This window comes from Streptomyces sp. NPDC001544 (assembly GCF_042894285.1).
Classification (GTDB): Bacteria; Actinomycetota; Actinomycetes; order Streptomycetales; family Streptomycetaceae; genus Streptomyces.
Genome location: NZ_JBIAVN010000006.1, coordinates 240870 through 252822 on the forward strand (window position 1 = coordinate 240870; position 11953 = coordinate 252822).

The 11953-nt window shown below is 73.5% G+C and carries 11 protein-coding genes; 4 read left to right on the forward strand and 7 right to left on the reverse strand.

The genetic code is table 11. The features are described from left to right. The first annotated feature begins 682 nt into the window (after positions 1-682). Positions 683-1885: an amino acid deaminase/aldolase gene (locus tag ACFY0F_RS18350; protein WP_388794685.1), complete on the forward strand. Its 1203-nt coding sequence runs from the start codon at positions 683-685 to the stop codon at positions 1883-1885. 24 nt (positions 1886-1909) lie between these two features. Here ACFY0F_RS18350 and ACFY0F_RS18355 read toward each other — a convergent pair whose 3' ends face one another. From ACFY0F_RS18355 to ACFY0F_RS18365, 3 genes are read right to left on the reverse strand one after another with little or no spacing between them, the layout of a single operon-like run. After that, positions 1910-2695, reverse strand: coding sequence for a 3-oxoacyl-ACP reductase (locus tag ACFY0F_RS18355; protein WP_388794689.1), 786 nt, complete (start codon positions 2693-2695; stop codon positions 1910-1912). 7 nt (positions 2696-2702) lie between these two features. Then, complete coding sequence (locus ACFY0F_RS18360) at positions 2703-4073, reverse strand: aldehyde dehydrogenase family protein (protein WP_388794692.1); 1371 nt, start codon at positions 4071-4073, stop codon at positions 2703-2705. Positions 4074-4081: 8 nt separating this feature from the next. Beyond that, positions 4082-5455 (reverse strand): glutamine synthetase family protein, encoded by a 1374-nt coding sequence (locus ACFY0F_RS18365; RefSeq protein WP_388794695.1) that lies wholly within the window; start codon positions 5453-5455, stop codon positions 4082-4084. A gap of 127 nt (positions 5456-5582) precedes the next feature. Here ACFY0F_RS18365 and ACFY0F_RS18370 point away from each other — a divergent pair, with 127 nt between their 5' ends. Continuing rightward, entirely contained in the window at positions 5583-6317 is a 735-nt protein-coding gene (locus tag ACFY0F_RS18370) for a FadR/GntR family transcriptional regulator (RefSeq protein ID WP_388794698.1), read from the forward strand. 52 nt (positions 6318-6369) lie between these two features. After that, positions 6370-7074: a gamma-glutamyl-gamma-aminobutyrate hydrolase family protein gene (locus ACFY0F_RS18375; RefSeq protein ID WP_388794701.1), complete on the forward strand. Its 705-nt coding sequence runs from the start codon at positions 6370-6372 to the stop codon at positions 7072-7074. On the opposite strand, the gene ACFY0F_RS18380 is transcribed toward ACFY0F_RS18375, so the two are convergent. The 4 genes from ACFY0F_RS18380 to ACFY0F_RS18395 form a co-directional block, all read right to left on the reverse strand. Continuing rightward, entirely contained in the window at positions 7063-8052 is a 990-nt protein-coding gene (locus tag ACFY0F_RS18380) for an aminoglycoside phosphotransferase family protein (RefSeq protein ID WP_388794704.1), read from the reverse strand. The two genes, ACFY0F_RS18375 and ACFY0F_RS18380, sit on opposite strands and share 12 nt — an antisense overlap. A gap of 73 nt (positions 8053-8125) precedes the next feature. Next, positions 8126-9076, reverse strand: coding sequence for a LysR family transcriptional regulator (locus ACFY0F_RS18385; RefSeq protein WP_388794706.1), 951 nt, complete (start codon positions 9074-9076; stop codon positions 8126-8128). Between the two features lie 20 nt (positions 9077-9096). Then, positions 9097-9822 (reverse strand): helical backbone metal receptor, encoded by a 726-nt coding sequence (locus ACFY0F_RS18390; RefSeq protein ID WP_388795260.1) that lies wholly within the window; start codon positions 9820-9822, stop codon positions 9097-9099. A gap of 45 nt (positions 9823-9867) precedes the next feature. After that, entirely contained in the window at positions 9868-10437 is a 570-nt protein-coding gene (locus ACFY0F_RS18395; RefSeq protein WP_388794709.1) for a helix-turn-helix domain-containing protein, read from the reverse strand. Between the two features lie 503 nt (positions 10438-10940). Between ACFY0F_RS18395 and ACFY0F_RS18400 the strand changes: the two genes are divergently transcribed. After that, a complete protein-coding gene (locus ACFY0F_RS18400) occupies positions 10941-11879 on the forward strand; it encodes a 5'-3' exonuclease H3TH domain-containing protein (RefSeq protein WP_388794712.1) in 939 nt (312 codons plus the stop codon). The last annotated feature ends 74 nt before the right edge of the window (positions 11880-11953 follow it).

An 11953-nucleotide genomic window follows, 5' to 3' on the forward strand; every position in this document is an offset into this window, starting at 1 on the left:
CGGACGGGAGCCCGAGGGCGCGCTCCCACTTGTCGGTCGCGCACCCGAAGGGGCGCCACCGCCCACCGGCCGAGCACCCGAGCTCGCGCCACCGCCCACCGGACGGGAGCCCGAGGGCGCGCTCCCACTTGTCGGTCGCGCACCCGAAGCGGCGCCACCGCCCACCGGCCGAGCACCCGAGCTCGCGCCACCGCCCGCCGGACGGGAGCCCGAGGGCGCGCTCCCACTTGTCGGTCGCGCACCCGAAGCGGCGCCACCGCCCGCGGTGCGTGGGTCGAACCGGAGATCGCGGGTCGTCGCGCGCGGGACCGAGGGGGCTTCGCCGCGCTCCGTGCGGCCGGTTGCCGCGGCGGTACGGGGGTCCCGTGTGGCCTTCGGTTTCGGCTCCGCTTCCGGGGCGGCGTCGCCCGCCGGGGTGGAGTCGTCGGAGGGGCGTGGGGGGATCGGGGCGTGCCGCGCTTCCGTGCTCATGCACCCCCCGCTTCCTCGTGCCGTCATGCATACCCGCACGCGCGGACCGGCATCCGGGCGCAGGGACAGCGGCCGGGACGGTTTCCACCGTGCGTGTGCGCGTCACTCTACGGCTTGGTCCTGGTCGAACGGGAACCAGTCCACGAGCCCGGGGGCATCTGCCCGGAACGTCCCTCTACCCTGCGGTAATCCTGTCTGGCAGGCTTCGTGCATGACTGCGCGCGCCTCCGACCGGGCCCGTTACGACAAGGCCACCGCCCATCTCGAAGCCCCTCTCGCGATCGTGGACCTGGACGCCTTCGACGCCAACGCCGACGATCTCGTGCGGCGAGCGGGCGGAAAACCGATCCGCCTCGCCAGCAAGTCCGTGCGCTGCCGGGCCCTGCTGGAGCGGGTGCTGGCGAAGGACGGGTTCGCCGGCATCATGTCGTTCACGCTGGCCGAGTCGCTGTGGCTCGCCCGCTCCGGGTTCGACGACGTCCTGCTCGCCTATCCGTCCGTCGACCGGGCCGGGTACGCCGAACTCGCCGGGGACCCCAAGCTCGCCGCCGCCGTCACCGTGATGGTCGACGACCTGGCCCAGCTGGACCTGATCGACGCCGCCCGGGCCGGTGGCCGCGAAGTGGTGCGGGTCTGCCTGGAGTTGGACACCTCGCTGAGGCTGCTCGGCGGGCGGGTGCGGGTGGGTGCGCGCCGCTCGCCGCTGCACTCCCCCGCCCAGGTGGCCGACCTGGCGCGGGCCGTGGTCCGGCGACCGGGCTTCCGGCTGGTGGGGATCATGGCGTACGAGGGGCATATCGCCGGGGTCGGTGACTCGGTCGCCGGCCGTCCCTTCCGCTCCCGCGCGGTCCGGCTGATGCAGGCCACCGCCCGGCGGGAACTGGCCGAGCGGCGGGCCGCGGTGGTGCGGGCCGTCCGGGCGGTGGCGCCGGACCTGGAGTTCGTCAACGGCGGCGGCACGGGCAGTGTGCAGCACACCGCAGCCGAGGCGGCCGTCACCGAGATCGGGGCCGGTTCGGGACTGTACGTGCCGCGGCTGTTCGACAACTACACGTCGTTCACCGGCCGCCCGGCGGCCCTGTTCGCCATGCCCGTCGTACGGCGGCCGGGCGTGGGGGTCGTCACGGTGCTCGGCGGCGGCTATCCCGCCTCCGGCGCCCCCGGCCCCGACCGGCTGCCGGTGCCGTACCTGCCCGAGGGGCTGCGGTACGACCCCCAGGAGGGGCCCGGCGAGGTGCAGACGCCGCTGCTCGGCTCGCCCGCCGACGATCTGCTGATCGGCGACAGGGTGTGGTTCCGGCACGCCAAGGCCGGTGAGCTGTGCGAGCGGTTCGACGTGCTGCACCTGGTCGAGGGGGACGCGGTGACGGCGACGGTGCCGACGTACCGGGGTGAGGGACACACCTTCCTGTGACGCACCTCCCCCGGACGCCCGGCCCTACAGGGGCGTGACGTACGCGCCGGAGATCCCGCCGTCCACCAGGAAGTCGGTGGCGTTGACGAAGGAGGAGTCGTCGCTGGCCAGGAAGGCGACGGCGGCGGCGATCTCCTCCGCCTCGGCGAACCGGCCGACCGGGATGTGCACCAGGCGGCGCGCGGCCCGCTCGGGGTCCTTGGCGAACAGCTCCTGCAGGAGAGGGGTGTTGACCGGGCCCGGGCAGAGCGCGTTGACGCGGATGCCCTCCCGCGCGAACTGCACGCCCAGTTCGCGGGACATGGCGAGCACGCCGCCCTTGGACGCCGTGTACGAGATCTGGGAGGTGGCGGCGCCCATCCTCGCCACGAAGGACGCGGTGTTGATGATGGAGCCCTTGCCCTGGCGGCGCATGTAGGGGATCGCGGCCTTGCAGCACAGGTAGACGGAGGTGAGGTTGACCTCCTGGACGCGCTTCCAGGCCTCCAGGCCGGTCTCCAGGATGGAGTCGTCGTCGGGCGGGGAGATGCCGGCGTTGTTGAAGGCGACGTCCACGCTGCCGTAGGTGTCGAAGGCGGCCTTGAAGAGCGCCTCGACCTGCTCGGGGTCGGTGACGTCGACCTTCACGTAGAGCCCGCCGACCTCCTCGGCGGCGGCCTTGCCGCGGGCTTCGTCGACGTCGCCGCAGACGACGTGCGCCCCCTCGGAGGCGAGCCGGCGGGCGGTGGCGAGGCCGATGCCGCTGCCGGCTCCGGTGACGACTGCGGTACGGCCGACCAGACGGCGGCAGATGGTGGTTTCCTCGGTCATGTGCGACTCATGCCTCCGTGCTGATGAAGACGTTCTTGGTTTCGGTGAAGGCGGTCAGGGCCTCGGGGCCGAGTTCGCGGCCGATGCCGGACTGCTTGAAGCCGCCGAAGGGGGTCCAGTAGCGGACGCTGGAGTGGGAGTTGACGGACAGGTTGCCGGCCCGGACGGCCTGGGACACGCGCAGGGCGCGGCCGACGTCGCGGGTCCAGACGGAACCGGAGAGGCCGTAGTCGGTGGCGTTGGCGAGCGCCACGGCCTCCGCCTCGTCCTCGAAGGGCAGGACGACGGCGACGGGCCCGAAGACCTCCTCCGCCGCCACGCGCGCGTGCGGGTCCACGCCGGTGAGGACGGTGGGCGGGAACCAGAAGCCGGCGCCCTCCGGGACCTTGCCGCGGATGCCTTCGGTCTCCGGTGGCACGTACGAACGCACCCTCTCCAGCTGGGCCTTGGAGATCAGCGGACCCATCTGTGTGCTCTCGTCGGCCGGGTCGCCGACGACGACGGACTCGATCGCGGGGGCGAGGAGGCCGAGGAACCGGTCGTGGACGTCGCGCTGGACGAGGATGCGGGTCCGGGCGCAGCAGTCCTGCCCGGCGTTGTCGAGGAAGGACATGGGGGCCGCGGCGGCCGCCGCCTCCAGGTCGGCGTCGGCGAAGACGATGTTGGGGCTCTTGCCGCCGAGTTCCAGGGTGACGCGCTTGACCTGTTCGGCGCACAGCGCCATGACGCGCTTGCCGACCCGGGTGGACCCGGTGAAGACGATCTTGGCGACGCCGGGGTGCCGTACGAGCGAGTCGCCCGCGATGTCGCCGCGCCCCGGCAGTACCTGGAAGAGGTGCTCCGGGAGTCCGGCCTCCAGGGCGAGTTCGGCGAGCCGCAGCGCGGTGAGCGGGGTGGTCTCGGCGGGTTTGAGGACGACGGCGTTGCCCGCGGCGAGGGCCGGGGCCGTGCCCCACGCGGCGATCGGCATGGGGAAGTTCCACGGCGCGATGACGCCGACGACACCGAGCGGTTCGAGGATCGTGACGTCCAGGCCGCCGGGAACCGGGATCTGCCGGCCCGCCAGCCGCTCCACGCCGCCGGCCGCGTAGTCGAGGAGGTCGCGCACGTTGCCCGCCTCCCAGCGGGCGTTGCCGATGGTGTGTCCGGCTTCGCGGACCTCCAGGAGCGCGAGTTCCTCGAGGTGTTCGTCGACGACGACGGCGAAGCGGCGCAGCAGCCGGGCCCGGTCGGCGGGCGCGGCGGCGGCCCATGCGCGCTGTGCCCGGGCGGCCCGGTGGACGGCGGCGTCGACGTCCGGTTCGACGGCGCCGGGAACGGTCGCGATCACCTCTTCCGTCGCGGGGTTGAGGACGTCGAGTTCGTACGGTTGCGACACGTGGTGCCTCACATGCGTTCGAAGGAGCGGCGCAGCTCCCAGTCGGTGACCGCGGCGTCGAAGGCGTCGAGTTCGACGCGCGCCATGTTGCGGTAGTGCGCGACGACCTCGCCACCGAAGGCGGCCTCGGCGATCGCGCTGGTTTCCCAGAGCTCGGCGGCTTCGCGCAGTGTGGTGGGCACGTGCGCGTAGTGGGCGGTGTAGGCGTTGCCCGGGCAGGGCTCGGGCAGCTCCAGCTTCTGTTCGATGCCGTACAGCCCGGCCGCCACCAGTCCGGCGACGGCGAGGTGCGGGTTGACGTCGCCGCCGGGCAGGCGGTTCTCGAAGCGCAGGGAGCGGCCGTGGCCGACGACCCGCAGGGCGCAGGTGCGGTTGTCGTGGCCCCAGGCGACGGCGGTCGGGGCGAAGGAGCCCGGCTGGAACCGCTTGTAGGAGTTGATGTTCGGGGCGTACAGGAGGGAGAAGTCACGGAGTGCGGTGAGCTGGCCGGCGAGGAAGTGCCGCATCACCTCGGACATGCCGTGCTCGCCGTCCGCGCCGTCCGCGGCCATGGCGTTGGTGCCGTCGGCGTCGGCGAGCGAGAGGTGGATGTGGCAGGAGTTGCCCTCGCGCTCGTTGTACTTGGCCATGAAGGTGAGGGACATGCCCTCCTGGGCGGCGATCTCCTTGGCGCCGGTCTTGTAGATCGCGTGCTGGTCGCAGGTGACGAGGGCCTCGTCGTAGCGGAAGGCGATCTCGTGCTGGCCGGGGTTGCACTCGCCCTTGGCGGACTCGACGGTCAGCCCGGCGCCGGCCATCTCGTTGCGGATGCGGCGCAGCAGGGGCTCGATGCGGCCGGTGCCGAGGACGGAGTAGTCGATGTTGTACTGGTTGGCCGGGGTGAGGCCTCGGTAGCCGGTGTCCCAGGCCTGCTCGTAGGTGTCCTTGAAGACGATGAACTCCAGCTCCGTGCCGACCTGGGCGGTGTAGCCGAGTTCGGCGAGCCGCTCCAGCTGGCGGCGCAGGATCTGGCGGGGAGCGGCGACGACCGGGGAGCCGTCGTTCCAGGCGAGGTCGGCGATCACCATGGCCGTGCCCTCGTTCCAGGGGACGCGGCGCAGGGTGGTGAGGTCGGGGTGCATGGCGAAGTCGCCGTAGCCGCGGTCCCAGGAGGACATCGCGTAGCCGTCGACGGTGTTCATCTCGGTGTCGACGGCGAGGAGGTAGTTGCAGCCCTCGGTGCCGTGGTGGAGGACCTCGTCGAGGAAGAAGCGTGCGGCGAACCGCTTGCCCTGGAGCCGCCCTTGCATGTCGGGGAAGGCCAGAACGACAGTGTCGATCTCACCGCCGGCGACGAGGGTGTGCAGCTCCTCGACGCTCAGCGGGGGTGTGCGGTCTGCCACGGGAGAGCCTCCTTCGGCTTCTTCGTGCTCCTTCGCGCATTCTCGCGCTTCCTCGCCGCTTTTTCGGCCGGGCCGGAAGCCATAAGGTATTGCCGAGAACCATTGCTTGGGAAGGGGGCGCGGCCAGATGCCAGTGGATGCCGACGGCGGCCTCGGTGACCGTCTCACGCCGGTGCTGCGGCCGGTGCGGGCGGGCAACGGCTTCGAGGAGGCGCTGCAGCAGATCCTGCAGGTGGTCCGGCTGGGTCTGGTGCCGGGCGGGGGTCGGCTGCCCGCCGAGCGGGAGCTGGCGGAGCGGCTGGGGATCAGCCGGGTGACGCTGCGCGAGGTGCTGAAGGTGCTCCAGGAGCAGGGGCTGGTGGAGTCCCGGCGCGGGCGGTACGGCGGGACGTTCGTGCTGCCGCGCACGGAGGCGGGCGGCGAGGACGAGCTGCGGCGCCGGATCGCCGAGGTCGACGTCGAGGACGTGCTCCGCTTCCGTGAGGTGCTGGAGGTGGGCGCGGCGGGCCTGTGCGCGGCCCACGGGCTGACCGGCGGTCCGGCGACCCGGCTGCGCGAGGCACTGGCCCGCACGCACGACGCGCCGCTCGCCGAGTACCGCCGTCTGGACACGCTGCTCCACCTCACGCTGGCCGAGCTGTGCGGTTCACCGACGCTCGCCGCGCAGTATGCGGCCGTCCGGGCGACCGTGAACGACCTGCTGGACTGCATCCCGCTGCTGGTCCGCAACCTGGAGCACTCGCAGCGGCAGCACACCGCGCTGGTGGAGGCGGTGCTGGAGGGGGACGCGGACGGGGCACGGGAGATGATGCGGGAGCACTGCGCGGGTACGGCGGCGCTGCTGCGGGGCTTCCTCGCATGAGCGGCCGCTGCAAAGGTGTGAGGGTGAACCATATGAGCGCTGGGAGGTCCGTGTGACCGGACGACCGCTGATCGGCATCAGCACGTACCTGGAGGCCGGGGCGCGCTGGGGTGTCTGGGAGCTCGAGGCGGCCCTGCTGGCGGCCGCCTATCCCCGCCTGGTCCAGCGGGCCGGGGGGCTGACCGCCATGCTGCCCCCCGACGATCCCGCGCACGCGGCGGCCACGGTGGCCCGCCTGGACGGCGTGGTGATCGCGGGCGGCCCGGACGTCGACCCGGCCCGCTACGGCGCCGAACGCTCCCCCCGCACGGGCCCGCCCGCGCCCGAACGGGACGCCTGGGAACTCGCCCTGATCGACGCGGCACTGGACGCGCGCGTCCCGCTGCTCGGCATCTGCCGGGGCATGCAGCTGCTGAACGTGGCCCTCGGCGGCACGCTCGTGCAGCACCTCGACGGACACGCGGAGGCGGTCGGCGTGTTCGGCGGCCACCCGGTCAAGCCGGTCCCCGGCACCCGGTACGCCGAGGCCGTACCGGAGGAGACGACCGTACCGACCTACCACCACCAGGCCGTGGACCGCCTCGGCGAGGGCCTCGTCCCCTCGGCCCACGCCCCCGACGGCACGGTGGAGGCCCTCGAACTGCCGTCCGCCGACTGGGTACTGGGCGTCCAGTGGCACCCGGAGATGGGTGAGGACCTCCGGGTCGTGCGGGCACTGGTCCGGGCGGCGTCCGGCCCCGGCCCGTCAGCCCCGTAGCGCTCCTGGGCCGGCGGCGAGCCGCTCCCTGAGCCAGGTCAGGGCCGCCTCTCCCTGCGCGCGCTGGAAGGCACGGAGTTCGGGGATGCCCGGGGGCGGGGGCTGCAGCGAGTGGCGCAGGAAGTAGCCGGTGAGGGCCGCCAGGGTGGCGGTGACCGCGGCCGGGTCGGCGTCCCGGCCCACCGGATGCCCGGTGAACAGTTCCTCCGGCTCGGGCCCGCCCTGCGCCCGTACGCACGGCAGCATCACCAGCAGGTCGAACCACGGCGCGGCGCGCACGGCGTGGGGCCAGTCGACGAAGACGACGCCACGGCCGTCCTCCTCACCGGTGAGGAGGATGTTGTCGGCGCGCAGGTCGGCGTGGGCGAGGGTGTCGCCGTCGGCTGCCCGGCGCCAGGCGCCGGCGAGTCCCGCGAGCTCGGGCAGATGGGCGACGGCCCAGGGGTCGAGGCGTCCGGTGAGGTCGCCCTCCGCCCCGTCGAGCAGTTGCCGCCAGCCGTCGAACGTTCCGGCCAGGGCCTCGGCCACGGGCGGAGCGGCGACGGGCGAGGGGGTGAGGCCGCGGCTCAGCTCGCCGACGGCGCCGAGGACCAGCCGGAGTTCGGCCGGCCGCCACGGGACGTGGGGCTGGCGCCCGGCGACGTCCTCGAAGACCAGGGCGACCCAGGTGCCGTCGTCGTAGGTGCCGAGCAGCCGGGGCGCGGGGACGGTCTCCGGGAGGGCGGCGGCGTTGCGGGCCTCGGCGCGGTGCAGGGACGGGCTGTGCGGGTTGGTGTCCGCGCTGACCGCCTTCACGAAGGCGCGCCGGCCGGCGGCGGTACGGACCCGCGCCGCCACGCCGGGCGAGAAGCCGCCCGGCTGGGTCACGGCGTGGACGACAGGGGCGCCGAGCAGGCCGGCGACGGCGTCCGTGACAGTGATGGGGAGCTTCTCCCAGGAGGTGCGGACACCGGTGGCGGGCGGGGCGGTGGAGGCCATGCGCCATGGTGGCGAGCGCGGGGACGAGTGCGCCAGCGGATTTCCGCTCGTCCGCCTCCGGCGGTGCGGGTGCTCAGGCCGGGTGGTCGGGTCGGGAGCGGGTCAGGGAGAGCAGGTCGCGGGCGGGGCCCGCCGGGCGGTGGCCCGTCGGCCAGACCGCGCGCAGGTCCCGCCGGAGCGCGACGCCGTCGACCGGGATGCTCACCAGGCGGCGCAGGGAGAGTTCCTCGCCGACCGCGAGTTCGCTCAGCACCGCGGGGCCGGCTCCGCTGACCGCCGACGCCTTGACCGCGGTGGTCGAGGACAGCTCGATCAGGGGGCGGGCCAGGCCACCCAGGGCCGCGTCCAGCACCTGGCGGGTGCCGGAACCCTTCTCCCTGAGGATCAGCGGGGTCGACGCCAGTTCTCCCGCCGCGAGCGGGCGTCGGCGGCGGGCCCACGGGTGCGCCGGCGCCGTCACCACGATCAGCCGGTCGTGGGCGATCACCACGGAGTCCAGGCCGGGCGGCACCGACAGCCCCTCCACGAAGCCGACGTCGGCCTCGTCCGCGAGCAGCCGCTCGGCCACCGCGGCCGAGTTGCCGGCGCGCAGCGACACCGCCGTGTCCGGCCGCCGGGCGCGCAGCGCGATCAGCCAGCCCGGCAGCAGGTACTCCGCGATGGTCATGCTCGCCGCGACCCGCAGCCGGGAGTCCCGGCGGTCCCTGAGCGCCTGGGCACCCGCGTCGAAGGCCTCCGCCGCCTCCACGACCCGCCGTGCCCAGTCGGTGACCAGCGCGCCCGTGTCGGTGAGCCGGGAGCCGCGTGGCGACCGGTCCACGAGGGCCACGCCCAGCTGCCGCTCCATGGACCGGATCCGGCTGCTGGCCGCGGGCTGGGTGATGCCGACCTCCCGGGCCGCCGCCCCGAGGCTGCCCAGCCGTGCGACCGCCAGCAGCAGTTCCAGGGCCCCGAGATCGGGCACCCGGTACGCCAGCGAACCGGCCCCCCGCCGCTTGCCGGCCGCATCCCTCGCCTCGCTCATAAACCCAGCTTATGCGCCGGTCACCGCGTGGCCCCGGGCGCCCGCAGGGCCCCGGCCAGTATCCGCGGCGCCTCGGCCAGCGAGGGCCCGTACCAGGTCAGGTGCCGTCCGCTGACCAGTGCGCAGCTCAGCCCCGGGAAGGCCTCGGGGCCGTCGTCCGCCGTGAAGCGGTACGGCTCGTCCGGCAGGACGACCAGGTCGGGACGGGCGGCCCGCAGCTCGTCGAGGGGCACCCGCAGGTAGCGGTCGACGTGGTCGGCGTAGAGGTGGTCGACGCCCAGCCGGGCCAGCACGTCACCCGCGAAGGTGTCGCGGCCCAGCACCATCCACGGCCGCCGCCAGATGGGCACCACCGCCCTCATACGGCGGTCCGGCACGGGCGGCGCCGCCCAGGCCTCTTCCGCCTCGTCCAGCCATCGGGGTCGGGCCTTCACCCCGCACGCCGTCAGCACCCGCCACAGCTCACGGAAGGCCTGCGGCACGTCCCGCACCTCCGTGACCAGGACCGTCGATCCCGCCGCGCGCAGGGCGTCGAGGTCGGGCGCGCGGTTCTCCTCCTCGTTGGCGAGCACCAGGTCGGGAGCGAGGCAGGCGATGCGGTCGAGCCGGGGGTTCTTGGTGCCGCCGACACGGGTGACGTCGAGGTCCGCCGGACGGCTGCACCAGTCCGTGGCGCCGACGAGCACGCCGGGCAGGGACACGGCGACCGCCTCGGTCAGGGACGGCACGAGGGACACGACCCGCACGTCGGGGACCCGAGGGGGTGTCTTGTGGATCATGCCGTGGGGCGCCTAGCGCGACCGGTCCTTGACCGCCTCGATGTGTTCCGCCACCGCGACGACGATCACCCGGGTGTCCGGGACGGTGGCCCGCCAGCGGTGGCGGACGCCACCGGTGAGGTAGAGGGTGTCACCGCGACCGAGACGGTAGGCGCGGCCCTCGGCCTCGATCTCCACCGCGCCGTCGGCGACGTACATCAACTCGTCGTTTCGGTGCTGGAATTCGCGGCCCGCGTCATGGTCGCCGGTGATCTCGGAGGCGTGCAGTTGGTGGTGCCCGCGCACCAGGGAGCGCACCCGGGGATCGAAGTCGTTGTCCGTGATCTCGGCACGGACGACGTCCACGCTGCATGCCGGGTCGGCGGCGGCGAGGAGCTCGACGGCGGTGGTGCGCAGTGCGTCGGCGACCTTCTCCAGCGAGCCTGTGCTCGGGCGGGCCCGGTCGTTCTCGATCTGGCTCAGGAAGGGGACCGACAGGCCGCTGCGCTCGGCCACGACGGCGAGGGTGAGCTGCAGCGCGCGGCGGCGCCGCCGGACGGCCGCGCCCACCCGGAGGGGCTGCTGTTCTTTGTGGTCGCCCATCGCTCGGCTCCCTCCTTCGCTCGTCGTTGTTTTCCCGACCGGGTGCCCCGCATCGGGCACGCCACTTCTGATGACTTCTCTGCACCCTACGCATGTTCGGCAAACCGTTTCACGCGGCCGTCACATCGATGTCATGTCGCATCGGCGCGACCCCCACAGATCGCGCCAGTCCAGGAGCCCTCGGGCCCGCCGTGCGGGGGACTCGTCCCCAGGGGTGAACACGGCGACCGGGCCGACCGGCGACGGCCCGGCCGCCTCTCCGGCCGTGCGCGGTGTCGGGCGGTGGGCGCTGACCTTCGATCAGGACGGTGCGCGGAAACAATGAACTCCCCTACCTCTGGACACAGTTGGTGAGCCACCGACCGGCCGGGCGACAAGGTGTGGGTATGGCCGTAGCGCTGTGTGATTGGCCGGATCCTTTTGGTAGGCGTGTGTGCGCCCGTACGCCGTCCGCCCCCGGGTGCACCGGTCCGCCCCCGGCTCGCGGAAACACCCGGTACGGCATGATGCGAGACGTGACCGGACGACTGATGCTCCTCGACACCGCCTCCCTGTACTTCCGCGCCTACTTCGGCGTGCCGGACTCGGTGAAGGCGCCGGACGGCACGCCGGTGAACGCCGTGCGCGGGCTGCTGGACTTCATCGACCGACTGGTGCGGGACCACCGGCCGGACCGCCTCGTGGCCTGCATGGACGCGGACTGGCGCCCCGGGTGGCGGGTCGACCTCATCCCCACCTACAAGGCGCACCGGGTGGCCGAGGTACGCGAGGCGGGACCGGACGAGGAGGAGGTCCCGGACACGCTCTCCCCTCAGGTGCCCGTCATCGAAGCGGCCCTGGACGCGATCGGCATCGCGCGGGTCGGCGTCGAGGGCTACGAGGCGGACGACGTGATCGGCACGTTCACCGCGCGCGCCGCGGGCCCGGTCGACATCGTCACCGGCGACCGCGACCTCTACCAGCTGGTGGACGACGCCCGCGGGGTGCGGGTGCTGTACCCCCTCAAGGGCGTGGGCACGCTGCAGCTGACCGACGAGGCCTGGTTGCGCGAGAAGTATGGGGTCGACGGCAGGGGGTACGCGGATCTCGCGCTGCTGCGCGGCGACCCGAGCGACGGCCTGCCGGGAGTGCCCGGCATCGGCGAGAAGACGGCGGCCAAGCTGCTCGCCGAGTTCGGTGACCTCGGCGGGATCATGGCGGCGGTCGACGACCCGGGGGCCAGGCTCACGCCGTCGCAGCGCAAGCGGCTGGAGGAGGCCCGCCCGTACGTGGCGGTCGCCCCGAAGGTCGTCCGAGTGGCCGCCGACCTCCCGCTGCCGGACGTCGACACGACGCTGCCGCGCGCCCCGCGCGACCCGGCAGGACTGGAGGGGCTTTCGGCGCGCTGGGGACTGGGCGGCTCCCTGCAGCGGCTGCTGACGACGCTCTCGTCCAGCTCTTGAGCGAAGGGGTGTTCCATCCCCCCGAGTGATAACTTAGGTGATCCTAACCAATGGAGCAGAGCCGGGAGGCCGTC

What these genes read in the sequence shown, in the direction of transcription:
- ACFY0F_RS18355 (WP_388794689.1), bottom strand. Translation starts at nt 2,695, where the DNA reads ATGACCGAGGAAACCACCATCTGCCGCCGTCTGGTCGGCCGTACCGCA.
- ACFY0F_RS18385 (WP_388794706.1), bottom strand. Translation starts at nt 9,076, where the DNA reads ATGAGCGAGGCGAGGGATGCGGCCGGCAAGCGGCGGGGGGCCGGTTCG.
- ACFY0F_RS18350 (WP_388794685.1), top strand. Translation starts at nt 683, where the DNA reads ATGACTGCGCGCGCCTCCGACCGGGCCCGTTACGACAAGGCCACCGCC.
- ACFY0F_RS18380 (WP_388794704.1), bottom strand. Translation starts at nt 8,052, where the DNA reads ATGGCCTCCACCGCCCCGCCCGCCACCGGTGTCCGCACCTCCTGGGAG.
- ACFY0F_RS18395 (WP_388794709.1), bottom strand. Translation starts at nt 10,437, where the DNA reads ATGGGCGACCACAAAGAACAGCAGCCCCTCCGGGTGGGCGCGGCCGTC.
- ACFY0F_RS18370 (WP_388794698.1), top strand. Translation starts at nt 5,583, where the DNA reads ATGCCAGTGGATGCCGACGGCGGCCTCGGTGACCGTCTCACGCCGGTG.
- ACFY0F_RS18400 (WP_388794712.1), top strand. Translation starts at nt 10,941, where the DNA reads ATGATGCGAGACGTGACCGGACGACTGATGCTCCTCGACACCGCCTCC.